The 24240-nt window shown below is 62.7% G+C and carries 16 protein-coding genes; 12 read left to right on the plus strand and 4 right to left on the minus strand.

Annotated features, from left to right (window positions below; translation table 11 throughout):
• The 4 genes from rpoB to GRS80_RS17585 are packed head-to-tail and all read left to right on the plus strand — an operon-like array spanning window position 1 to window position 6389.
• Window positions 1-1830: a DNA-directed RNA polymerase subunit B gene (rpoB, locus tag GRS80_RS17570; RefSeq protein ID WP_149080127.1), complete on the plus strand. Its 1830-nt coding sequence runs from the start codon at window positions 1-3 to the stop codon at window positions 1828-1830.
• A 1-nt stretch (window position 1831) separates the two neighbouring features.
• Window positions 1832-4753: a DNA-directed RNA polymerase subunit A' gene (locus tag GRS80_RS17575; RefSeq protein WP_160048687.1), complete on the plus strand. Its 2922-nt coding sequence runs from the start codon at window positions 1832-1834 to the stop codon at window positions 4751-4753.
• Entirely contained in the window at window positions 4746-5942 is a 1197-nt protein-coding gene (gene rpoA2 / locus GRS80_RS17580; protein ID WP_160048688.1) for a DNA-directed RNA polymerase subunit A'', read from the plus strand. Before GRS80_RS17575 ends, rpoA2 begins: the two co-directional genes overlap by 8 nt.
• 3 nt (window positions 5943-5945) lie before the next feature.
• Window positions 5946-6389 (plus strand): NusA-like transcription termination signal-binding factor, encoded by a 444-nt coding sequence (locus GRS80_RS17585; RefSeq protein ID WP_160048689.1) that lies wholly within the window; start codon window positions 5946-5948, stop codon window positions 6387-6389.
• Between the two features lie 48 nt (window positions 6390-6437).
• Here the strand turns inward: GRS80_RS17585 and GRS80_RS17590 are convergent, their stop codons facing one another.
• Window positions 6438-7016 carry a hypothetical protein gene (locus GRS80_RS17590; RefSeq protein WP_160048690.1) on the minus strand — a complete coding sequence of 193 codons (579 nt, stop codon included), beginning with the start codon at window positions 7014-7016 and terminating at the stop codon, window positions 6438-6440.
• 914 nt (window positions 7017-7930) lie between these two features.
• Between GRS80_RS17590 and GRS80_RS17595 the strand changes: the two genes are divergently transcribed.
• Window positions 7931-8359, plus strand: coding sequence for a 30S ribosomal protein S12 (locus GRS80_RS17595; RefSeq protein ID WP_149080122.1), 429 nt, complete (start codon window positions 7931-7933; stop codon window positions 8357-8359).
• A 1-nt stretch (window position 8360) separates the two neighbouring features.
• Window positions 8361-8969: a 30S ribosomal protein S7 gene (locus GRS80_RS17600; protein WP_149080121.1), complete on the plus strand. Its 609-nt coding sequence runs from the start codon at window positions 8361-8363 to the stop codon at window positions 8967-8969.
• Between the two features lie 491 nt (window positions 8970-9460).
• Here the strand turns inward: GRS80_RS17600 and GRS80_RS17605 are convergent, their stop codons facing one another.
• On the minus strand, window positions 9461-10216 hold the full coding sequence (locus tag GRS80_RS17605) for a DUF5781 family protein (RefSeq protein WP_160048691.1): 756 nt from the start codon (window positions 10214-10216) through the stop codon (window positions 9461-9463).
• Between the two features lie 229 nt (window positions 10217-10445).
• Here GRS80_RS17605 and GRS80_RS17610 point away from each other — a divergent pair, with 229 nt between their 5' ends.
• On the plus strand, window positions 10446-12632 hold the full coding sequence (locus GRS80_RS17610; protein WP_160048692.1) for an elongation factor EF-2: 2187 nt from the start codon (window positions 10446-10448) through the stop codon (window positions 12630-12632).
• Between the two features lie 517 nt (window positions 12633-13149).
• On the opposite strand, the gene cofH is transcribed toward GRS80_RS17610, so the two are convergent.
• The gene (gene cofH, locus GRS80_RS17615; RefSeq protein WP_160048693.1) at window positions 13150-14532 is read right to left on the minus strand and encodes a 7,8-didemethyl-8-hydroxy-5-deazariboflavin synthase subunit CofH; all 1383 of its coding nucleotides are present in this window, start codon (window positions 14530-14532) and stop codon (window positions 13150-13152) included.
• A 334-nt stretch (window positions 14533-14866) separates the two neighbouring features.
• Complete coding sequence (locus GRS80_RS17620; RefSeq protein WP_235019799.1) at window positions 14867-17377, minus strand: methyl-accepting chemotaxis protein; 2511 nt, start codon at window positions 17375-17377, stop codon at window positions 14867-14869.
• A 376-nt stretch (window positions 17378-17753) separates the two neighbouring features.
• On the opposite strand from GRS80_RS17620, the gene GRS80_RS17625 reads away from it, so the two are divergent.
• The 5 genes from GRS80_RS17625 (at window position 17754) to GRS80_RS17645 (ending at window position 23965) form a co-directional block, all read left to right on the plus strand.
• Window positions 17754-18785, plus strand: a complete 1032-nt coding sequence (locus GRS80_RS17625) for a phosphoribosylaminoimidazolesuccinocarboxamide synthase (RefSeq protein WP_343161634.1) — start codon at window positions 17754-17756, stop codon at window positions 18783-18785.
• Window positions 18786-18910: 125 nt separating this feature from the next.
• Window positions 18911-19117, plus strand: a complete 207-nt coding sequence (locus tag GRS80_RS17630) for a hypothetical protein (RefSeq protein ID WP_160048695.1) — start codon at window positions 18911-18913, stop codon at window positions 19115-19117.
• Between the two features lie 261 nt (window positions 19118-19378).
• Entirely contained in the window at window positions 19379-19594 is a 216-nt protein-coding gene (locus GRS80_RS17635) for a MarR family transcriptional regulator (RefSeq protein WP_160049064.1), read from the plus strand.
• Entirely contained in the window at window positions 19581-20159 is a 579-nt protein-coding gene (locus GRS80_RS17640) for an HTH domain-containing protein (RefSeq protein WP_200840416.1), read from the plus strand. The genes GRS80_RS17635 and GRS80_RS17640 overlap by 14 nt, the downstream gene beginning before the upstream one ends.
• A gap of 164 nt (window positions 20160-20323) precedes the next feature.
• Window positions 20324-23965 (plus strand): S8 family serine peptidase, encoded by a 3642-nt coding sequence (locus tag GRS80_RS17645; RefSeq protein WP_160048696.1) that lies wholly within the window; start codon window positions 20324-20326, stop codon window positions 23963-23965.
• The last annotated feature ends 275 nt before the right edge of the window (window positions 23966-24240 follow it).

Raw genomic sequence — 24240 nt, forward strand, 5'->3', positions numbered from 1 at the left:
ATGAGCAGCCAACAACGAGAAGCCAAAGTCTACGTCAACGGGTCGCTGGTGGGGACCCATCCCGATCCGCACGAACTCGCAGAACAGATCCGCGAAGCGCGTCGCATCGGCGACGTCAGCGAGATGGTCAACGTCTCGGTCAAAGAACGTACCCGCGAAGTGATCGTCAACGCCGACGCAGGTCGCGCTCGTCGCCCGCTTTTGGTCGTCGAGAACGGCGAACCACGCATCTCCGAGGCGGAAATCGAGGCGGTTCGCGACGATGACCTCGAGTTCGAGGATCTCGTCTCCCACGGCTACATCGAGTTCATCGACGCCGAGGAAGAAGAGGACATCTACGTGGCGGTCGACGAGGACGATCTGAACGAGAAACACACTCATCTCGAGATCGATCCCTCGCTGATCTTCGGGATCGGTGCGGGGATGATCCCGTACCCAGAGCACAATGCCTCGCCCCGCATTACGATGGGGGCAGGAATGGTCAAGCAGTCGTTGGGCCTCCCCAGTGCGAACTACCGGATCCGACCGGATACGCGCCAGCATTTGCTGCATTACCCGCAGCTATCGATGGTCAAGACCCAGACGACCGAACAGATCGGTTTCGACGAGCGGCCCGCAGCCCAGAACTTCGTCGTCGCCGTGATGAGCTACGAAGGGTTCAACATCGAGGACGCGCTGGTCATGAACAAAGCCAGCGTCGAGCGTGCACTCGCCCGGTCGCATTTCTTCCGGACCTACGAGGGCGAAGAACGACGCTACCCCGGTGGTCAGGAGGATCGCTTCGAGATTCCGAGCCAGGACGTTCGCGGCGCTCGCGGCGAGGAGGCCTACGCGCACCTCGACGAGGACGGTCTCGTGAATCCGGAGACCCGGGTTGACGAGAACAGCGTCTTGCTCGGGAAGACCTCCCCGCCACGGTTCTTAGAGGAACCAGACGACATGGGCGGACTCTCCCCACAGAAGCGCCGAGAGACGAGCGTGACGATGCGCTCCGGAGAGAGTGGCGTCGTCGATACCGTTACACTGATGGAAGGCGAGGACGGCTCGAAGCTCTCGAAGGTCTCCGTGCGCGACGAGCGAATTCCCGAACTCGGGGACAAGTTCGCGAGTCGCCACGGCCAGAAGGGCGTCGTCGGCCACCTCGCACCACAGGAGGACATGCCCTTCACCGAGGAAGGCGTCGTGCCCGACCTCGTCTTGAACCCACACGCACTGCCCTCGCGGATGACCGTCGGACACATCTTAGAGATGATCGGCGGTAAACTCGGCGCGATGGAGGGTCGGCGAGTGGACGGCACGCCGTTCCTCGGCGAGGACGAGGACGAACTCCGCAACGGACTCGAGGCCAACGGCTTTGACTCCGCGGGCAAGGAGACGATGTACTCCGGCGTCACCGGAGAGAAGATCGAGGCCGAAATCTTCGTCGGGATCATCTTCTACCAGAAGCTCTACCACATGGTCTCGAACAAGCTTCACGCTCGCTCGCGCGGGCCGGTGCAGGTGCTCACCCGCCAGCCCACTGAGGGTCGCGCTCGCGAAGGTGGGCTCCGTATCGGGGAGATGGAACGGGACGTGTTCATCGGTCACGGCGCGGCGATGACGCTCAAAGAACGACTGGTCGACGAATCCGACCGCGAGGAGGTCTACATCTCGGCCGAAACCGGTATGATCGCGGTCCAGGACGTCAATCAACGTCGTGTCTACGACCAGCTCACCGGGGACGAAAGCGACATCCACCGCGTCGAAATCAGTTACGCGTTCAAACTGTTGCTCGACGAGATGATGGCACTCGGCATTCGACCACGGCTCAACCTCAAGGACGCAGTCTAATATGTCAATTCAAACACCAAAAGAAATCGACGAGATCGAGTTCGGGCTCATGGACCCGGAGACGTATCGGGACCTCTCGGTCACGAAGGTCATTACGGCGGACACCTACGACGACGACGGGTTCCCCATCGATATGGGGCTGATGGACACGCGTCTGGGCGTCATCGATCCGGGTCTCGAGTGTCCGACCTGTGGACAGCATTCGGGATCGTGTCCGGGTCACTTCGGACACATCGAACTTGCCGCGCCGGTCATTCACGTCGGCTTTACGAAACTCATCCGTCGACTGCTGCGTGGGACGTGCCGAGAGTGTTCGCGACTGTTGCTCACCGAAGACGAAAAGCAGGAGTTTCGCGACCGGCTTTCGGAAGCACACCGTCTCGGTCGTGATCCACAGGACGTACTGAAAGCGGCGATTCGACAGGCACGGAAGAAAGATCGATGTCCTCACTGTGGGGAGGTTCAGTACGATATCGAACACGAGAAGCCGACCACGTACTACGAGGTTCAGCAGGTTCTGACCAGCGAGTACTCCCAGCGCATCGCGGCGGCAATGCAAGGCGGCGAGGACGGCGAGCGGACGACGCCGGACGAACTCGCCGAGGAGACCGACATCGACATCTCGCGGGTCAACGAGATCCTCTCTGGCTCGTTCCGGCCACGGGAGAGCCAGCGGGCGGCGATCGAATCGACGCTCGATATCGATCTCACCGAGGAGGACACGAACAAGCTGATGCCGAGTGATATTCGGGACTGGTTCGAGGCGATCCCGGACGAGGACATCGAGGTGCTGGGCATCAACTCCGAGCGCTCGCGTCCCGAGTGGATGATTCTCACCGTGTTGCCGGTTCCACCCGTGACGACACGGCCGTCGATTACGCTTGACAACGGCCAGCGCTCCGAGGACGACCTCACGCACAAGCTGGTCGACATCATCCGGATCAATCAGCGCTTTATGGAGAACCGCGAGGCAGGCGCGCCCCAGCTAATCATCGAGGACCTCTGGGAACTGCTGCAGTACCACGTCACGACGTTCATGGATAACGAGATTTCGGGGACACCACCGGCACGACATCGTTCCGGACGTCCACTCAAGACCCTCTCCCAGCGTCTAAAGGGCAAGGAAGGTCGGTTCCGTGGCTCGCTGTCCGGAAAGCGCGTGAACTTCTCGGCCCGAACGGTCATCTCGCCGGACCCGACGCTCAGTCTGAACGAGGTCGGCGTCCCGGACCGCGTGGCCAAAGAGATGACCCAGACGATGAACGTCACCGAGCGCAATCTCGAGGAGGCCCGTCGGTACGTCTCCAACGGTCCCGAGGGTCATCCCGGTGCGAACTACGTTCGCCGACCCGACGGCCGCCGACTGAAGGTGACCGAGAAGAACTGCGAACAGCTCGCAGAGAAAGTCGAGGCTGGCTGGGAGGTCAACCGCCATCTGGTCGACGGCGATATCGTCATCTTCAACCGCCAGCCCTCGCTCCATCGGATGTCGATCATGGCCCACGAGGTGGTGGTCATGCCGTACAAGACGTTCCGGCTCAACACCGTCGTCTGTCCGCCGTACAACGCCGACTTCGACGGCGACGAGATGAACATGCACGCCCTCCAGAACGAGGAGGCCCGCGCAGAAGCGCGCGTCCTCATGCGTGTCCAGGAGCAGATCCTCTCGCCGCGGTTCGGCGAGAACATCATCGGCGCGATCCAGGACCACATCAGCGGAACGTACCTGCTCACCCACGACAATCCGCGGTTCAACGAGACGCAGGCGCTTGATCTCCTGCGTGCGACGCGGATCGACGAACTACCCGAACCGAGCGGCGTCGACGACGAGGGTGATCCGTTCTGGACCGGTCACGACGTCTTCAGCGAACTGCTACCCGACGACCTCAACCTCGAGTTTACCGGTACGGTCGGCGACGACGTGATCGTCGAGGACGGCCAACTCGTCGAGGGAACGATCGCCGAGGACGAAGTTGGAGAGTTCGGCGGCGAGATCGTCGACCGGATCACGAAGGCCTACGGCAACACTCGCTCGCGGATCTTCATCAACGAGGTGTCGACGCTCGCGATGCGGGCGATCATGCATTTCGGGTTCTCGATCGGTATCGACGACGAGACGATCCCGGAGGAAGCACAGGCCCGGATCGACGAGACGATCGAGGACGCAAACGACCGCGTCGAGGAACTCATCGAAGCCTACGAACGGGGCGAACTCGAGTCTCTGCCCGGCCGAACGCTCGACGAGACCCTCGAGATGAAGATCATGCAGACGCTCTCGCGTGCGCGTGACAACGCTGGTAACATCGCGGACGAGAACTTCACCGACGACAACCCGGCCGTCGTCATGGCCAGTTCGGGTGCCCGTGGTTCGATGCTCAACCTGACCCAGATGGCCGGCTGTGTCGGCCAGCAGGCAGTACGCGGCGAGCGGATCAACCGTGGCTACGAGGACCGCACGCTCAGCCACTACGAACCGAACGATCTCTCGGCGGAAGCACACGGCTTCGTCGAGAACTCCTACACCAGCGGACTCACTCCACGGGAGTTCTTCTTCCACGCGATGGGTGGACGCGAGGGCCTGGTCGACACCGCAGTGCGAACGTCGAAATCCGGCTACCTCCAGCGTCGGCTGATCAACGCACTCTCGGAACTCGAGACCCAGTACGACGGCACGGTTCGCGATACGAGCGACACCATCGTCCAGTTCGAGTTCGGCGAGGACGGCACCTCGCCGGTCAAAGTCTCTTCCGGCGAGGAGAACGCGATCGACGTCGGCGAAATCGCCGGCCGCGTCCTCGACTCGGAGTTCGCCTCCGAAGAGGAACGACGTGAGTTCCTCGGTGAGCGGCGTGAGGTGACGAACCTCTCCGAACACGCGGACGATCGTCTCGTCGAGGGTGCGGAGGTGACCTCCGATGACTGAAGTCACATACGATGTCGACGACGATACGATTGCGGTCGTCGAGGATACCAACCTCCCCCGACGGCTCAAAGACGACGTTTACGCGGAACTCGAGGGACGCGAGGGCGCGACCGTCGAAGACGCGGACGAACTCGCGAAGGCCGTCGAGACGCGATATCTGGGGACTCGAGTCGACCCGCTCGACCCGGTCGGCACCGTAAGTGCCCAGTCGATCGGCGAACCGGGAACCCAGCTGACGATGAACACGTTCCACTACGCGGGGGTCGCGGAGATCGACGTTACACAGGGTCTTCCCCGTCTTATCGAGCTGGTCGACGCCCGGAAGACGCCGGATACGCCGATGATGACCGTCCACCTCGAAGACGAGTACGCCACCGAACGCGAGAAGGCACACGAGGTCGTCTGGAACATCGAAGCGACGAAGATTCTGGCGCTGGGCGACGTCTCGACGAACGTCGCGGACATGCGAGTACAGATCTCGCTCAACCGCGATACGCTCGAAGAGCGGATGATCACGCCCGAGGAGGTCGCCGAGATCATCGAGGACAACCTCGGTGTAAAGACGGTCCAGAACGGGACCGAGATCCAGTTCGGGCCAGAGGAGCCGTCCTACCGCGATCTCCTCCAGCTGGTCGAGGAGCTCCGTGATATCACGTTCAAAGGAATCGAAGAGGTCTCGCGGGTCGTTATCCGACGCGAGGAGATGGATGACGATACCGAGGAGTTCGTCCTCTATACCGAGGGATCGGCCTTCGGCGACGTCTTAGAGATCGAAGGCGTCGACGCCTCGCGGACGACGTGTAACAACATCCACGAGATCCACCGCAACCTCGGTATCGAGGCGGCTCGAGAGGCCATCATCGAGGAGACAAACAACACGCTGGCCGAGCAGGGACTGGACGACGTCAACGTCCGACACCTGATGTTGGTCGCGGACATGATGACGAACAACGGCGAGATCGAGTCGATCGGGCGTCACGGTATCTCCGGCTCGAAGCAATCGGTCCTTGCGCGTGCGGCGTTCGAGGTCACGGTCAACCACCTCCTCAATGCCGCGATCCACGGAGAGATCGATGAACTCGACGGCGTCACCGAGAACGTCATCGTCGGCAAACCGATCAAACTCGGCACCGGCGACGTCGACCTCCGGATGGGGTCGACGACCTCGAGCGGTCGACAGGCAGAGTAATCGATGGACCTTACCCTCGACGACGACGCTCGCCGACATCTCGCGCTGTTCGAAGACGTCACCGGAGCGGACGGAATCGACTGTCTGTTCGAGGACGATACTGACGGCGAACCGACCGACGACCGGTTGATCGTCGTCGTCTCGAGCGGGCAGATGGGCGAGGCGATCGGGACCGAGGGTCGGACGATCCAGCAGTACGAAGAGCGCGTCGATGCGTCGGTCCGGCTCGTCGAAGACGCCGACGACCCCGAGGAGTTCGTCGCGAACACCCTCGCACCCGCGGCGGTCTACAACGTCACGATCAGCGAAAACGAGGATATCGTCGCCTACGTCGAGGTTGCAGAAGACGACCGCGGGGTCGCGATCGGCACGAACGGCCGGACTATCGAGGCGGCGCGCAGGCTCGCGGACCGGCACTTCGACATCAGTGACGTCCAGTTGATCTGAGCGAGCGGTAGCGGCTAGTTCTCGATCGAAAATCGGCGCGGTCCGGCGTCAGAACTCGTCTTCGTCGGGTGCGTACGTTTCGTGAAACTCGTTTACCGCCGCCATCACGTCGTCGTCGCTCGCGAGTGCGACGAACTCCTCGTCGGAATCCGTCTCGAGTATCGACCACACCTCGACGTAGCCGTCGACATCGTCCTCGTACGCGTTGACGTCCGTCTGTATCTCCCGTTTCTCTTTCCGGACCGACTCGAGTTCCATCTCGAGTTCGCTGTACAGCTTTCGCAGATCCATATCCACCGTGATGGGTTCCTCGTGGGGGTCCCCGACCTCGGCTTCGAACGTCTCGACGATCTCCTCCGTGTGGCGTTCGAGTTCGTCCAGACGCTCCCGAATCTCGTAGAGGCTGGTTCCGATCCGATCAGCGTCGCTCTCGAGTCCCGTCGACCGATACTCGTCGATCGCCGTCTCGAGGTCTCCGTACGCCTCGTCGAGTTCGTCCCCGAGTTCGGCTTTCTCCTCGAGTCCATCGTTGAGTTCCGTACCGACGTCGTTGGCGTCGTTGCCGTCCTCACCATCGTCAGTACCGTTAGATTCACTCGAGAACAGACGTTTCAGCGCTCCGAACATCGTTACTTTCCAGAGAAACTCGAAAAATATCAATCGTTCGGTCGACGTGGTGCCCGTTGTGTGCGAGTATGAGGCTGTGCGGGTACGAGGCTCGCGTCGGTGTCCTGGTGGTTCTCGTTGCACTCGAGTCTCTCTCGTGACCTCCTCCACGGCCTGAAGGCCGTGGCATCCGGCCACCGGATGACCGGCCTGCCGAAGCAGGACGTTGCGGTTCCAACCCGCACTCAGAGGGAACCGGCAGCATCTCGGAAGACACAGTCTTCCGATGATGCCGCGAGAGCGCTTTTCTCGCTTGATACCGGCGAAACTCTCGTTTCACCCTCGCTATAGGGCTGTGGCCCGGTCACGCAGGCCCCATCGGAATCGATGTCATTGCCGTGTGACGAACAGACCGCGTCCGTCACCGCCCCTTGTCTGTTGGGGGCCGGCGTCTCACCGATTCCGTAGCAGTTTCCAGTATGTTGAGCCACGACAAAACCCTTCGGTCAGTCATCCAGTCCGGCCACAGTACGGTGGTTTGTGTGCCCTGAGTGTCCGCTTGACCCCCGCCTGTTCGCTCCTCGGTTCCGACGTTCTGTCGGAACACTCGTCACTCACGGGAAGGCGGAGGTATGCGCTCGTATCTCTATCACGACGCTCCCGTTGTCCGTTCCCGCGACAGGGGTGGGAGGTCTTCGTTCACGATAGGATCCAGCAGTGTCCGCTCTCACTGACGTCTTTGGCCTCGAGCGGTGCTGACAGCCGCGTTCTCGCCCACCTTCAACTACTCCGGAAAGCGAGCGACGCGGTGAGACGGGTTCTCGAGGACCGAAACGCGCTCATATCTCTTCTTACACCCTGTTAGATCGATCTCAGACCGTCTCGAGGAACTCGAAAACGGGTCGCTTAAGTGCCTCCGTCGGATAGCGACTTCCATGGCAAACGGCAAGTACGCCGCGCGTAAGCTCAAGAAGGACCGCCAGAACCAGCGGTGGTCCGACTCCGACTACGCGCGCCGCGCACGGGGCCTCCGCGAGAAGTCCGACCCCCTTGAGGGTGCCCCGCAAGGACGAGGTATCGTACTCGAAAAGGTGGGCATCGAGGCCAAACAGCCCAACTCGGCGATCCGGAAATGCGTCCGGGTGCAGCTGATCAAAAACGGCAAACAGGTCACCGCGTTCTGTCCCGGTGACGGCGCCATCTCGTTCATCGACGAACACGACGAAGTCACCATCGCCGGTATCGGTGGGGCGAAGGGTCGTGCGATGGGCGACCTCTCGGGTGTCAACTACAAGGTCGACAAAGTCAACGGCGTCGCGCTGTTGGAACTCGTTCGCGGAAACGCGGAGAAACCGGTGCGATAACATGGCAGCAGAAGACCAACCCGACCCGGACGCCCCTGCGGGCGGTGCCGACGTCGGCGCGAAGCTGTTCGGTACGTGGGAGATCGACGAGATCGCCTACGAGGACCCCTCGACGGAACGGTATATCTCGGTGACGCCGGTCGCACACACCGCCGGTCGCCACGCGAGCAAGCAGTTCCAGAAGTCCCAGATCTCGATCGTCGAGCGCTTCATCAACCGACTCATGCAGTCCGAGGAGAACACGGGCAAGAAACAGCAGAACCTGAACTTCGTCCGCGAGGCGTTCGAACTCATCCACGAGCGCACCGAGGAGAACCCCGTGCAGGTGCTCGTTACCGCCGTCGAGAACGCCGCGCCGCGCGAGGAGACTGTCCGCCTGAAATACGGTGGTATCTCGGTTCCAAAAGCGGTCGACGTTGCCCCACAGCGCCGGGTCGACCAGGCGCTTAAGTTCCTGGCCGAAGGCGTCCACAACGACTCGTTCAAGACGCAGACGTCGGTCCCCGAGGCCATTACACGCCAGCTTACCGGCGCGGCCAACTACGACGTCCAGACGTACGCGATCAGTCAGAAAGAGGAGAAAGAGCGCGTCGCGGCGGCCGCACGCTAACCGACTCGACACCGTCTTCATTTCTCGATTTTACCGACCATCGAGTCCGTACTCTACGGTCTCGAGCGGGCCGATCGTTCGATCGATCCAGGCACGTCCGCCCGACGTGCTGCCGGTCACTCGAGGAAATGGCAATACTTTGCCACTAACGGCAGATGGATGAGATATGCTTCTCGGCATCTTCGGCTCTGGTCGACCGTTCCACAGAGCCGTGGGTCTGGTCGTCGGAGTGGCGTTCTTTCTGGTCGTCTTCGCTCTACAGGAGACGCTGTTGTTCGCTCTGGCGCTGGTGTCGTTCGGCGGACTGACCGCGGTAATTCTCGGTCAGTTACGAATCCGGAGCGCGCTCTGCGTAACGCTCTCGCTCGTTACCGGGTCGCTGTCGCTGCTTTCGCTTCTGGCGGCGCTGGTGGGTGGCTCGCTGCTGTTCGCGTTCGTCACGATCGGCTGTGGCGTCGTCGCAGGAATCCTCTCCACTGCGTTAGACGAGTTCAGTCGGCTGCCGCCCCCGGCCCACCGGCGTACGACCGGGTCGCGTCGACGAGCACCTGTCGGTAGGTACTCGAGTCGGGTTCGCGGGCGAGTTCCCGAAAGCGACGCTTGAACCCCGCGAACTCCACGTCGGGAGCGTCCATTGCCGCCGCGTGTGCGAGGTCGTACAGTCGATGATCGTCGTCGACGAGGTCGTGGCGCTCGGCGAGTGCGAGGGCAAACGCCGCGTTGACCGCCGTAATCTCGGGATCCGCGCTCGGCGAAAGCCGCTCGAGTCCCGGCCGAGTCGGGGTCTCTGACCTGTTTGCGACCGCCGCCGCGAGACCAGACTCGAGAAACGACAGCAGTTTCTCGCCGGGGCCGACCGAGAGCGTGATGTCGTCGGCGTAGATGTCTTTCATGTGGTTTGCGATCTGATAACAGTGAGAGAGCTTTCGACGCTCGACGCTTTTCCCGGCGAGTGCGAGGTAGAGTACCTCCTCGGTCGACTGGACGTGGGAGGGATGTTCCTGTTCGTGTCTGGCCATGTGGGCGAACTCGTGGAGGGCAAGTTCGCGTGCCATCGCACTCGAGGCGGCCTGTCTCGAGATATTTAAGACGTGGCGGTCGTCGTAGTGGGCGGCCCACGTTCGTTCGTCCGGGTCCTCCCGGAGCTGGACGTAGACCGGCAGGGTGAGGTCGTGTTCGGTCTCGAAGAGACCTCGAGCGCTGAGAAACGGAGCGGTCGGACCGGAGCCCTGTACTCGTATATCCATGCGTGTACGGTACTAGGTCCGTTACAGTATGTCTCTTACGCCCGTTCTCGCAGACTGTACCTGTTACCGATCTCGACCGGATCGCGAGTTTCGACGGTGCGTTCTACCTCGTTGCGTGGCATTCACTCACGCAAATTGGATATTCACGTCTCCGAGCGGGGATACGCGTCGAATTCTACCGGCGACGAAACACTACCCTTTTGACCCCGCTGGCGGTAACAGGGAGTATATGGGCCGACGCAAGAAGATCGTCCAAGAGTGTGAACGGCTGATGGACGAACCGGAGAACATCCGGAACATCGCCATCGCCGCTCACGTCGATCACGGGAAAACAACGCTTTCTGACAACCTGCTGGCTGGTGCGGGCATGATCTCCGACGAGACTGCCGGCGAACAGCTCGCGATGGACACGGAAGAAGACGAGCAGGAACGTGGGATCACCATCGACGCGGCGAACGTGTCGATGACCCACGAGTACGAAGATACCAACCACCTGATCAACCTGATCGACACGCCAGGCCACGTCGACTTCGGTGGCGACGTGACCCGCGCGATGCGCGCCGTCGACGGTGCGCTCGTCGTCGTCGACGCCGTCGAGGGTGCCATGCCACAGACCGAAACCGTTCTGCGCCAGGCCCTTCGCGAGGGCGTCAAGCCGACCCTGTTCATCAACAAGGTCGACCGCCTGATCTCGGAACTCCAGGAGGGCCCCGAGGAGATGCAAGAGCGTCTGCTCTCGGTCATCCACGACGTCAACGAACTCATCCGTGGGATGACTCAGGACATGGACGACGTCGACGACTGGACCGTTTCCGTCGAGGGCGGCACCGTCGGCTTCGGCTCCGCGCTGTACAAGTGGGGCGTCTCGATGCCCTCGATGCAACGCACCGGCATGGACTTCGCCGAGATCATGGAACTCGAGCGCTCCGATAAGCGCCAGGAGCTTCACGAGAAGACGCCGCTGTCGGACGTCGTCCTCGACATGGTCTGTGAGCACTTCCCGAACCCGGTCGACGCACAGCCTCGACGTATTCCACGCATCTGGCGCGGTGACGCAGAGTCCGACCTTGCCGACCAGATGCGTCTCGTCGACGAATCCGGCGAAGTCGTCTTCATGGTTACCGACATCTCGATGGACCCACACGCCGGCGAAATCGCGTCGGGTCGTGTCTTCTCGGGTAGCCTCGAGAAGGGCCAGGAGCTGTACGTCTCCGGCACTGCCGGGAAAAACCGCGTTCAGTCCGTCGGGATCTACATGGGTGGAGAGCGCGAGGAAGTCGACGAAGTTCCCGCGGGGAACATCGCCGCCGTCACCGGGCTTCGCGACGCCATCGCTGGCTCGACCGTCTCGGAAACCGAGATGACGCCGTTCGAATCGATCGAGCACATCTCCGAGCCCGTCATTACGAAGTCCGTCGAGGCCCAGACCATGGACGACCTGCCGAAGCTGATCGAAACGCTGCGTCAGGTCTCCAAGGAAGACCCCACGATCCAGATTACCATCAACGAGGACACCGGCGAGCACCTCATCTCGGGACAGGGTGAGCTTCACCTCGAGGTCATCACCCAGCGTATCGAGAAGAACCAGGGAATCCCCGTCAACACCGGTGAGCCGATCGTCGTCTACCGCGAGCAGTCCCAAGAGCCAAGCGCCGAGATCGAAGGCATCTCGCCGAACCGCCACAACCGCTTCTACGTCTCCATCGAGCCGATGACGGACGAACTCGTCGAGACGATCAAAATGGGCGAGGCTTCGATGGACATGCCAGAGCAGGAACGTCGTGAGGCCCTGCAAGAAGCCGGCATGGACAAGGACGACTCCCAGGAAGTCGAGCACATCCACGGGACGAACATCCTCATCGACGATACGAAGGGGATTCAGCACTTAAACGAGACGATGGAACTCGTGATCGAGGGGTTCGAGGATGCGCTGGATAACGGCCCACTCGCGAACGAGCCAGTCCAGGGGACGCTCATCCGCCTGCACGACGCCCGCCTCCACGAAGACACCATCCACCGTGGTCCAGCACAGGTCATCCCCGCGACCCGAAACGCACTCCACAAGGCGCTGATCGACGGCACGATCAAGATGCTCGAACCGATGCAGGACGTCCGCATCGACGTGCCAAACGACCACATGGGTGCCGCCTCCGGCGAAATCCAGGGTCGTCGTGGCCGCGTCGACGACATGTACCAGGAGGGAGACCTCATGGTCGTCGAGGGTATCGCACCCGTCGGCGAGATGATCGGGTTCGCCTCGGACATCCGTAGCGCGACTGAAGGTCGTGCCTCCTGGAACACCGAAAACGCCGGCTTCGAGGTTATGTCCGACTCGCTCCAGCGTGATAAGATCATGGAAATCCGCGAGCGCAAAGGCATGAAACTCGAACTCCCGCCGAGTATCGACTACATTTAACGCGGTTTCGTCTTTCGAATCGTTTGTTCGTTCGCAGTGAGGTTGTTTTGCAAGTAGCTCCGTCGCCACACGTCCGACATCCACTTATTATGAATAATAATCTAATAGTTAACAGTTTTTATTAGTCCTTGGAGGATATTTATTATTGTCGTGGAAGACGACCGATCCCGGATTCCGGATGGAATCGATACGCTTCGAGTCGGAGCTAACGCGGCGCTCGTCGGTGTCTTTCTCGGCGCTGGAACTGCCGCTGTGGTCGGCGGCCCGCGAATCCTGTATCTTCTCGTCGTCGCATCGATCTTGGTGGCCGCCTGTGTCATCATCTGGCGAGGGCCCTTCGCCCTCGCTACCTGTACCAGTACCCCCAGTCGACCAGGCCTCGAGATCGGGCAACGTGATCGAGCTCTCGACCCGAGCTGCCGACAGCAATCCGTCTCATACGGTTTACTGTCAGTCGGGACCGCCGAACCCGCGACCCGTCTGCGGGTTCGCCGGGACAGTGGTACCGCGATCCGTATCAGTCGTCCGCGAGGACCGCCCGTTCGGATCGCTCCTCTCGTGTCAAAAGCGGCGTTCCGTCGGCGTTCGGCCCGAGTTCGGGTCCGAACGGCGGATCGTCGGCATCGATCGCTCGGCGACGGTCGTAGTCGGTCGATCGCTCGACCGGCGTTCGGCCGATCGACGTGATCAGGTCGACGTACTCCTCGAACGAGCGGAACTCGCCGTAGGTACCGCCGGCTCGCTTAGTAATCTCTTCGGAGAGAATCGTTCCCATGAAGTCGTCGGCTCCGCAGTTCAACATCTTCAACCCCTGCTCGTCGCCGTATTTGACCCACGAGGACTGGACGTGATCGACGTTGTCGAGAAAGAGCCTCGAGACGGCGATCATCAGTTCGTCCTCGTCGGTGCTCGCGCCGCCGGAGACGACGTCGTGTTCGAAAAGCGGTGTATTCTGATGAATAAAGGAGAGCGGGACGAACTCCGTAATTGCGCCGTCGACGCGGTCCTGAAGCTCTCGAATTCGTTGTAAGTGTACCGCGCGGTGAGCCTCGTTTTCGACGTGGCCGTACATAATCGTCGCCGTCAGTCCGAGACCAACCGACGCGGCGGCTTCCATCGCCTCGAGCCACTCGTCGGTGCCGATCTTACCGGGACAGATAACGTCCCGTACTTCGTCGACGAGGATTTCGGCGGCAGTGCCGGGAACGGTGTCAAGACCGGCGTCTTGCAGCCGACTGTACACCTCCTCGTAGGTCAAGTCGGTTCCCCGGCGGGCGTGGTACCCCTCTTCGGGAGTCATCGAGTGGACGTGAACCCCGTCGACGCTCATCGCGGCCATCTGTTCGACGTAGGTCCCAGGATCGGTCTCGTACCGATCGGCCGGGATGTAGTTGACCTCCTTCGGGTTCGGGTGACCCTCGAGGATCTCGCGATGTTCCTCGTCGAGGACGAACGCGGGGTGAAGTCCGGAGACAGAGGTGACTTCGTAGATACCGCGGTCGACTGCGTCGGCAACGATCTCTCGCGATTCCGCGGGCGTTTTGGTGAACCCCGTCATCTCACCCTCGTAGTCGGTCTCGAACGTGTGAGCGGAGTCTTTGAAATTACAGAACAGACAGCCGACGTTACACGCCGTCGTGACGTTGTTGTTGAGGTTGGCGACGAAGGTGACCTCCTCGCCGACGACCTCGGCCCGGCGGCGGTCTGCAGCCTCGAGTACCTGTTCTTTTCGCCGACGGTCGATGCCGTCGATGTCGGTTCCCGTCGTCAGGAGTTCGACGGCGTCGTCGACGGTGAGTCGATCGCCGTCACGTGCTTTCGCCAGCGCGTTCTCGAACGACTGGTCGGTGTCGGGTACGCATTCGAACGTCAGATCGGCTTCGGTCACCGGTCGTTCCATCGTCACAACGATGCCGGCACAGTGAGAAAAACTTGATGGATCCGTGCAGCCGACTGCCGCGAACAGACCGCATTCGACGGCTGGCGGTCGTTTTATAATATTACCTGACTTACCACTGAAACTACAGATCGACCGCGGTTACGTGCGACTCCGTTCAAATGCTCCGTCTCGGAAGGTGCCGCTGTACGCCACAGCCGGGACGACCACGATCCGTCTGCGAACACACCGAAAAAAACCGTTCCACCGGTCCTGTCATACGGTTTACTGTCAGTCGCTACCGCCGAACCCGCGACCCGTCTGCGGGTTCAGCGGTAACACGGTACAGCAATCCGTATCAGTCCTCCGTGTCGGCGGTGGCGAGGTCGGTCTCCTCGTCGTGCTCGAGGACGAGGCCGGTTTCTCCCTCGTGCTCGGACTCCTCGAAGTCGTTGTGCTGATCGCCGTCGGAGTCGCCGCGTCCGTCGACGTCGAATGCGTCGAGCGACAGGCGGAGATCGTCGGCCATCGCGGTCAGCGACTGGGCTCCGTCGGCGACTTCGGAGATGGTCGCGGCCTGCTCTTCGGCCGCGGCGGCGACGGTCTCGGTCTCGGCTTTCGTGTTCTCGCTGATCTCGGTGGCGTCGTCGACCATCGTGACGACGCGCTCGCTCGCTCGAGCTTGCTCGTCGGTGGCGTCGTTGACCGACTGGATGCTCTCGTTTGCGGTCTCGACCCGCTCGGTGATCGCGTCGATCGCCTCGATACCGTCCTCGACGGTCTCCGCGCTGGCGGTAACCCGCTCGCGCATGCGGTCGATCTCGTTGACCGTCTCGTCGACTGACGACTGGACACTCGAGACGAGGGCGTCGACCTCCTGGGTTGCCTCGCCGGTCTCCTCGGCGAGGGACTTGACTTCGTTGGCGACGACGGCGAAGCCGTCACCCTCCTCGCCGGCGGCGGCGGCCTCGATGGAGGCGTTGAGCGCGAGCAAGTTGGTCTGATCGGCGATCTCGTCGATCATTCCGACGATCTCGCTGATCTCGTTCATCTCCGAATCGAGTCGTTCGACCTGCTCGGTGATCGCCTCGGCGCGACTCTCGAGTCGATCCATCTCGTCTTGGATCTCGTCGGTCGCGTCGCCGGCCACGGCAGCCTGATCCGCGGCGTCACTGGAGACGGTCGCGACGTCGTCGGCGGTCGAAGCGATCTCCTCGACGGTCGCCGAGAGGTCGTTCATCTCGCCGTAGACCTCCTGGAAGCGGTCGCTCTGTTCTGCGGCAGCGGTCGCGATCTCTTCGGAGGAACGACTGACTTCGCCGCCAGCCTTTTCGATCTCTTCGACGCGGCCGGTGACGTCTGCGCTGACGTCGTCAACGTCCTCGGCGAGAGCCTGAATGTCGACGATGGTGCGTTCGAGTTCGGCAACCATCTCGTTGAACGCGGTCGCGATCTCGGCGAGAGCCTCGTTGTCGACGTCCTCGTCGAGACGCTGGGTCAGGTCGCCGTCGGCGGCGACGGCCATCACTGCACCGAACTCCGCCGCCTTTCGTTCGAGCCGGTCGGCGAGTTCCTCGGCTTCACGTCTGGCTTCGGCAGCCTCCTGACTCGCGGCTTCGGCTTCGGCTTTCGAGGCTTCGACGTCCTCGATGTAGCTCTCGAGGTCTGTCCGCATCGTCTCGAGGGACTTCCCGAGCGTGCCGGGGACGTCCTCCTCGAGGACGGGATCGTCGAACGCCTGTCTGGCGATGGCGTCGGACTGGTGGGTCGCCGTCTCGATGTACTGGCTGATCTCGCGGAACGAATTCCGGACTTGCCCGATTTCGTCGATTCGGCCGTCGGTGGTGATCTCGACGTCGGTATCGCCGTCCGAGAGTGCGGTGGCGTCGTCAGCCAGATCTCCGAGGGTACTCGCGGTCGATCGGCCGACAGTTGCACCGATGACGAGGAGGGTCGCAACCGAGACTCCGATGAGTGCGATCAACGACGTTGCGACGTTGTCGGCGAGTGCATATGCGTTCGACTGGGTTGTGTGCGTAACCAACACCCAGTCTGTCCCCGGCACCAGTGCGTATCCGGCGACTTCGTCGGTGTCGTCGAACTCGACTGCTCCCGGTTCGTCCGCCCCTCGTTGGATGACCTCGTCGGCAGTTCCGTCCCGGTACGTCGAGTAGAGTTGTTCGTCGTTCTGGGAAAGCAACACGTCGTTTTCTCCGTAATCGACGACCTCGACGTGGCTATCTTCGTCCGTACTGTCGAATCCGTCGGCCAGTTCGGACGCCGAGACGAGGATCATGATCGCGCCGTTGCTATCGGAGTGGTCGACCGGACTGATGAACGCGACGACGTCCTCCCCGTTGTATTCGAACGTGTCCGTATACGTCGAATCGAGTCGCATAACGACGATATCTTCGTACGCGTGCTCGGTCGCCGCGCCGCGGGTTCGGGTGTGCACGTTCAGATCGAGTTCGGTGACGTCGGTTCCGATGTCGTCTTCGTTCGTACTCTGGGTGACCGTATCCGTCTCGAGGTCGACGTGGTGTATGGAGTGGATGCTGTCCGGCCCGCGGATGTGCTCGTTTTCTAAGGTTAGCTGAATCCGGTGATCCGAACGGTCGACGATCCGCTCGTTGTTCGCGAGCATCTGTGCCGTCTGCTCGTATCCGCCCAGTTCGTTACCGAGCTCTTCCGCTTCGAACTCGGCTGCCATCTGGATTTCGTCCTGGGAGTTCTCGGTGATCTGGTTCGAGATGTCGAGATAGAAAAACCCCGAGACGAGAGAGATCAACACCACCGCGAGGAGAATACCGATACCGAACTTGGCGACGTAACTTCGTCGAATTCGATCGGGAACGAGCCGTGACAGCATCGACGGACTGCCGTCGGAACCCTTCGGATCACCGCCTGACCCGTCTCGATCGCTGCTGGCATCGGTCGTGGTCGAGGGAAGCCGCTCTCGAATGCCGTCGAAAATCCGCTGTTTCAGTTCGGACAGCCGCTTCCGAGTGCCGTCCGGACCGAGTCGTGGTGGCCGTGACATTTCCGAAAACGTTCCACTATGTTATAAAATCAGTTGTGGCCCCCTTTATAAGCGATTCTGTGAATTACGATACTTTCGCGGCCGCTGGCGGATAATTTACGTCGTAACTGTGGCTGGCTGGAACCGATACTGAAACCTTCTTGGGGGACCGCCTCGCGAATGCGAATATGAACGACCGCGATCGTTCCGGAGCGGGGTGGCGTCGGTGACGAGCGTCAAGGAGTTTCGAGTCGAAACGGAACCCACCGCGGAGTCACTCGGGCAAGGTGCGTTCGTCTTCACCGACGACTACTCGGTGTTCGACTGGGGCAAGATGCCGGACCGCATCCCCGAGAAGGGTGCAAGTCTCTGTACGATGGGCGCGTTCAACTTCGAGTTGCTCGAGTCGGCGGATATCCCGACCCACTACCGTGGCGTCGTCGAACGGGACGCTGCCGACGGCGAGGTCGTCGCCCTCGAGGACGCCGACGAACCGCCGGTCGAGATGGCGATCGATCTCACGCAGGTGCCCGACCTTCCGAACGAGGGCCGGGAGTACGATTACGACCACTATCACGACGCCGCCGGCGAGAACTATCTGATCCCACTCGAGATCGTCTTTCGCAACCGCGTTCCGGAGGGTTCAAGCCTTCGCCGACGCACCGAGCCGGCCGATCACCGACTCGAGCTCGACGGCTGGCCGGCGGAAGCCGTCGATCTGGCGGAGCCGATCGTCGAGTTCTCCACGAAGTACGAGGAGAGCGACCGCTACCTCGACCGGGCGGAGGCCGACTCGATCGCTGGCCTGGCCGACGTTGACGACCTCGAGTCGGTGGCACGGGAGGTCAACCGCGTTATCACCGAGCAGGCCGAGTCCGCCGGCCTCGACCATCAAGACGGAAAAATCGAGTGTCTCTACGTCGACGGCGAGATTCGCGTCGCCGACGTCGTCGGCACCTTCGACGAGAATCGGTTTAGCTACGAGGGAACGCAACTCTCCAAGGAAGTCCTCCGGCAGTATCACAAGCGCACGCAACCGGAGTGGGTCCAGTCCGTCGAAGCGGCGAAAGCCGAAGCCAAACGCGAAGGCGTCGCCGACTGGCGAACCCTCTGTACGACCGATCCCGATCCGCTCGAGGATGCCGTTCTGACCGTCGCCCACGATATGTACTGTGCCGGGGCAAACGCGTACACCGGACGGGAGCTCTTCGACGCCCCGCCGCTCTCGAGTGCGATCGGGGCCGTCCGTCGGCTGTAGCTCGGGCGACGTCACCGTGCGCCTAGTTGACACCTTACAGGGCTCGACGCGCCCGATATCGACGGATAGTCGATCGATTCAGTAACCCTCATATGCAGGGACTGACGATCGGGTACTGAACACAGATGACTCTCGCCAGTCTCGTCGCATCGAGTATCGTCCCGTCCGACCCGACCAGCGCGATCGCCGCCGTCGCCATCGTCGCCCTCCTGGCGTTCGTCGGTTTCATGGCATTTCTCGCGCTCGCACCCGTCGTCTCGTCGTCGTGGGCGAGCCGACTCGGCGGAACTGCGTCCGCCGGCTCGTCGATCGAAGCCAACGAAGCCGACTGATCAGGACCCCTGTCTACTGATAGGGATTATCGTCGCCAACCGATCGTTTCGCCGCGTGGCTGTGGACACCGTGTCTCGACCGACGGGCGGGTAATCTCTGGACCTCTACGATAATCCCTATGAGACCGATTGCTGTACCGATCTCCCGTGGCCTCGCAGAGCGGATCGCAGACCCACCGGCGCTGACGGACAGCGGGCAGTGTGAACAGATCACTCACCCAACCTTTATGTTGCAACTCGTTGCCGTCTTGGCTGGCTATGATGTCCACGAGTGAACAGAACCTTGCAGTACCGGACGATCTTGTCTCACCACAGGCCAAACTCGTCTACGTCGCGCTTTACGCGACCGGTGAGGCGACACTGAGAGAACTCCAGCGATTACTGGGGCTCTCGAAACTCACGCTCTTTCCGACGCTCGAGTCGCTCGTCTCGAGGAAGTACGCTCGGCGCACGGAGAGTGGGTATGCCAGCCGGTGAGACGGCGACGGCCGAGACGGCGTTCGACCCGCCGGCGGAGTGTCACGTCGTCTGTTACGTGCGCTCGCATCTCCCCGGTTCGATCGCCGGCACGGTCGAAACCGTCACCGACCGACTCCGCCGTCTCAGCGAGGAGGGACGACTCGCCGGCTGTCGAATCGAACACTGGCCACCGGAGCGCCACGCGCTTGCCGGCGCTGGGGAGCGAACGAGTCGGGACGACCTCCTCCGCGAGTTCGAACGGTGGGCCGAGCGACACGGGTGCTCGCTCGAGCCCGGATTTCGACGCGAGAGTCGGCCGACGTCCCGGTTCGTCGTCGACTCCGAACCCGCGGCCGACGAACGGATTCGGGTTCCGGTCGTGGCGCTTGTGCTGTACGACGGCCCGCCGTCCGAAGCCGCCGACGTTCGAGGCGTGATCCCGCGGACGGAGCCTCGAGATGCGGGCGACGAACGGACGATTACCGTCGAGGAGTGGCTGGCCGCGGTCGAGACTGGCGGACGTGAGCCGACCGTAGAGACCACGACCGGTCCCCGGCTGTCGTCACTCGAGGGAGGACGGTGATCCTGACAGTCGACGTCCCGAATCATCGAGTTCGTCCCCGCCGATAGTCGCGACGATAATCCCTAACTGCCTCCGGCATCTGGCGTTTCTTCCGGAGGAAACTGTTATGGTGTCTTTACTCTTTTGTGCACGTACCGTTTACCGCGTGTACGTAACCCCTTAGTATGCTCTCCACCCGGTCCCTCCTCGTCGTCGCGACAGCCGTCGCACTCGTCGTGGCGGTGGTCGCTCTGGTCGCGGTACCGGTCGTCGACGTCGGCATAGACCGATCGACGCTCTCGCCGACCGACGGTGAACCGACCGGCGACGCCGACTGGAACCAGGACGATCGATCGGCGGAGTCGATCACCGTGGCGGTCCTCGATACGGGGATCGACGACGACCACCCCGACCTCGAGGGGACCGTCGTCGACAGGATCGACCTCACGGAGGCTGCGGGCAGCGGGGAGCGCGACGAGTACGGCCACGGCACTCACGTCGCTGGCGTCCTCGCGGGAAGCGGCGAGGCGAGCAACGGCCGACACGTCGGCGTCGCACCCGACGTCGATCTCGTCGACGTCCGGGTTCTCCGGGCGGAGGGCGACGGCGACGCCGACCGGATCGCGTCGGGGATCGAGTACGCCGTCGACGACGCGGACGCCGACGTCGTCCTGTTGAGCCTCGATTTCGGCGGAACTGACGAGGAACGGATCGCCGAAAGCATCGCGTGGGCGGTCGACAGCGGTGCCGTCGTGGTCGCCTCGGCGGGCAACGACGGGGAACCGCGGACGATCGGCACGCCGGGAACCGAACCCCAGGCGATCACGGTCGGGGCGACGGACGCTGATGGGACGGTTTCGACGCACTCATCGCAGGGACCGACGCTCGAGGGCCACCTCAAACCGGAACTCGTCGCGCCTGGCGAGGAGGTGGTCGGACCGAGAGCCGGTTACGACGGGTCGGGGGACGACGCCTACACGACGCGAACCGGGACCAGTTTCGCCGCCCCGACGGTCGCCGGGGCCACAGCACTGGCGCTCGAGGCCGACCCGACGCTGTCGCCGGCGGACGTCGAGGGGTGGCTGACGAGCACGGCGCGTCCGGTCGAGGACGAACACGCCTACGCGAGCGGAAGCGGTGAACTCGGTATCGATCGTGTACTCGAACCCGACGTCGTCGCGAGCGACGGCGCGGTCGACGCTGGAATCGTCGGTCCGAACGAGACCGTGACGCGGACGGTGACCCTCGAAAACCGGGGCGATCGCCGTCACGACCTCTCGTTCGAAACGCCGGCGCGAACCGTCGACGGAGGGACAGACGCGGCGGAGACCGTCTCGGTGAACCGATCGGACCTCGCGCTCGCGCCCGGCGAACGTGCCGATCTCGCGGTGACGGTCGATGGGAGTCGAGCGGAGAGCGGCGGCGCTCACACCGGTGAGATCCGATACGACATCGACGGGGAGCCGCGATCGATCGCCGTCGGATTCGTCCGCGGCGGAACCGTAACCGTCGAAAAACGACCGCTCTCGGCGGGAGGATCAGTCGAGGGCGACGCGTTGCTCGTCTTCACCGAGGACGACAGCCGCTCGGAACTGCTCGAGTTCGAGAACGGACGTGCCTCGTTCGTCGCCGGGAGCGGCGACTACGTCCTCTGGTCCGCCGGCGTCGACGACCGAACCGGTTCGCTCGTGATGCTCTCGGAACGACTCGAGGTCGACGGATCGGAGCGTGTCCTCCTCGACGAATCGGAGACGATCCCCGTCGGGGTCGACGCCGATCCGATCGTCGCGGAGTACGGTCCGCTCGCGAACCACTCCGTCGCCGCCTCGATGAGCACCGATACCGGCGGCGACAGGGCCGAGTTCTCGCGGACGATACTCGACGCCGACAATCGAACAGTCCGCGTCTCGGAGGACCCTGAGACGTCGATCGCGACGACGTACCTGCTCACACCGGCGTCGGGTGACGACCGTCTCGACACCCCCGACGTCTTCCAACTCCACCACGCTGACTCGAGCGCCCACTGGACGTCGCCCGTGAAGGTCCACCCCGACGACCTCGAGACGACCACCTATCGGATCCATCGGACGACTCGGGACCGGACGCTCGAGGGACAGGATCGAACGACGGTGCGAACCGTCTGGAACAATCCGTCGCTGTACTGGTTCGAACTCGGCGACAGGGAACTCCAGCGCGTCCACCGGACCGCCGACGGTGCCACTCACGAGCGCCAGCTACGCGGAGACGGCTGGCGGGCAGTTCTCGAGGATGATGCGGACTCGGTCGACGCCCTCGCCCACCCGATGATCGCACTCGTCGGGGACGTCTCGATCGACGACGGGCGTGTGGCGGTCGAGGGGCGACCGGTCGCCGACGGTGCCGGGACGCGGATCGTGGCGAGCGACGAGCACGCGATGACCGTCGACGTCGACGGCGAACGGATAGATACCGTCCGCGGCGGCCCCGACCTGTCGATCTCCGACGTCGACGTCGAGCACGGCGAGTCGGTGACGATCCGAGCGAACGGCTCGGCCCCCGACGACAGGCTCTCGACGACGACGCTGACCGAGGTGACGATCCACGGCTACGAGCCCGGTATCGACCATCGACCTCCGATCGCACGCGACGTGTCGGTCCCCGACGCCAACGGGACCAACGCGGTCGATCCCGGCGAGGTCACCGTCACGATCGACGCTGACGAACTGAGCTCGGTTTCGGGCCCGACCGTCTGGTATGCGACGGACGAAACCGAGACGCCTCCCTGGGAGGACGAGACCGGCTGGGAACGCGCCTCGACCGGCCGCGACGACGACCTGCTCACTGCCACGCTCGAGGCACCCGACGACGCGGAGACGATGAGTCTGGCCGTGGAACTCGAGACGATCCGAGACGACCGCAGTCGAACGATGACGACGAACGCCGTCTACGTCGGCTCCGCGCCGAACACGTCGGCCCGGACGATTGGTGGTCAGCTACGGACGGCAAACGGGACGCCCGCGGACAACGATTCGGTGGTCGTGGCACCCGTCGACGGTGACACCGGGACCGCCGTTCGGACGGACGAAGACGGCACGTTCGACCTCGAAGTGCCGAAAAACGAGTCCTACGACCTCTCGTATCGCCGGGGTGTTCCGCGGGAGATCGTCCCCGACGCGGGCGAGCCCTGGTCGATCGGCGACCCGACCGACGATGGCCGCCCGGCGATGGTCGGCCTCGGACGGGTTCACGCCGAGACCGACGTGACGATCGACCGATCCCTTCCGGAGGCGAAGCGACTCGACGTCCGTGTCGTCGACGAACGGAACGAGTCCGTTCCGAACGCGACCGTTCGCGTCGGCCATCGGGGAGAACACGAGCACCTGACTGCGACGGCCGAGACCGGATCCGACGGCACACTGTCGGTCGGCGAGGACGACGCTCGCGGCGTCGCGCTGTCGGGGCCCACCAGCGTCGTCGTCGAACCGCCAGCCGACGGCCCACACGTCGACGAACCCGCCGTCCGAAACGTCACCGTCACGGGCGAGAACCGCACCGAGACGGTCGTCCTCGAGACTCCTCCGCCCGAAGCTTCCCTCTCGAGCAACCACGACTGGCTGCTCGAGGGAACGCCGGTGACCCTCAAGGCCGGCGACAGCGACGTTCCGGCGGGCGTCGCCGAGTATCGCTGGGACATCGACGGCGACGGATCGACCGATCGAGTGACGAACGAATCGACGACCCGGTACACCCCCGATACCGGCGAGTCCGAACCGTCGGTGACGGTGGTCGACGCGGCCGGGAAAACCGACACCGACTCGACGTCGATTCGCGTCGATCAGGTTGGGTGACTGTCGCTCTATAGTAGCCACTGAAAGTCAATGCACACCCGATCGCCAGACGGATCGGCGATCGGTGTGTGAATCGTTTCAGTTGTTACTATAGTTGATGTGTCTTCGACCGAGACGGTCCTCGATCCCAAAGCATGTTGGGTACAGATATATACGGCCAGGAACAATTGAAACAATCGAGGCCGCAGTCCGGTCGAGGGAGTACAGGGCCCGGCGTGTGAGCGACCGGTCGACGCGGCCCGAGGGCGATCAGTTTCGCCCCGCTTTGCCACCAT

Origin of the sequence: Natrialba sp. INN-245, assembly GCF_009807105.1 — an archaeon.
Taxonomy (GTDB): Archaea; Halobacteriota; Halobacteria; order Halobacteriales; family Natrialbaceae; genus Natrarchaeobius; species Natrarchaeobius swarupiae.

Excerpts from the sequence above, each read along its gene's own strand:
- rpoA2 (WP_160048688.1), top strand. The coding sequence starts at position 4,746 with ATGACTGAAGTCACATACGATGTCGACGACGATACGATTGCGGTCGTC.
- GRS80_RS17605 (WP_160048691.1), bottom strand. The coding sequence starts at position 10,216 with ATGGATATACGAGTACAGGGCTCCGGTCCGACCGCTCCGTTTCTCAGC.
- GRS80_RS17590 (WP_160048690.1), bottom strand. The coding sequence starts at position 7,016 with ATGTTCGGAGCGCTGAAACGTCTGTTCTCGAGTGAATCTAACGGTACT.
- GRS80_RS17585 (WP_160048689.1), top strand. The coding sequence starts at position 5,946 with ATGGACCTTACCCTCGACGACGACGCTCGCCGACATCTCGCGCTGTTC.
- GRS80_RS17630 (WP_160048695.1), top strand. The coding sequence starts at position 18,911 with ATGACTCTCGCCAGTCTCGTCGCATCGAGTATCGTCCCGTCCGACCCG.
- GRS80_RS17620 (WP_235019799.1), bottom strand. The coding sequence starts at position 17,377 with ATGCTGTCACGGCTCGTTCCCGATCGAATTCGACGAAGTTACGTCGCC.
- GRS80_RS17635 (WP_160049064.1), top strand. The coding sequence starts at position 19,379 with ATGTCCACGAGTGAACAGAACCTTGCAGTACCGGACGATCTTGTCTCA.
- GRS80_RS17610 (WP_160048692.1), top strand. The coding sequence starts at position 10,446 with ATGGGCCGACGCAAGAAGATCGTCCAAGAGTGTGAACGGCTGATGGAC.
- GRS80_RS17600 (WP_149080121.1), top strand. The coding sequence starts at position 8,361 with ATGGCAGCAGAAGACCAACCCGACCCGGACGCCCCTGCGGGCGGTGCC.
- GRS80_RS17575 (WP_160048687.1), top strand. The coding sequence starts at position 1,832 with ATGTCAATTCAAACACCAAAAGAAATCGACGAGATCGAGTTCGGGCTC.
- cofH (WP_160048693.1), bottom strand. The coding sequence starts at position 14,532 with ATGGAACGACCGGTGACCGAAGCCGATCTGACGTTCGAATGCGTACCC.
- GRS80_RS17640 (WP_200840416.1), top strand. The coding sequence starts at position 19,581 with ATGCCAGCCGGTGAGACGGCGACGGCCGAGACGGCGTTCGACCCGCCG.
- GRS80_RS17645 (WP_160048696.1), top strand. The coding sequence starts at position 20,324 with ATGCTCTCCACCCGGTCCCTCCTCGTCGTCGCGACAGCCGTCGCACTC.
- GRS80_RS17595 (WP_149080122.1), top strand. The coding sequence starts at position 7,931 with ATGGCAAACGGCAAGTACGCCGCGCGTAAGCTCAAGAAGGACCGCCAG.
- rpoB (WP_149080127.1), top strand. The coding sequence starts at position 1 with ATGAGCAGCCAACAACGAGAAGCCAAAGTCTACGTCAACGGGTCGCTG.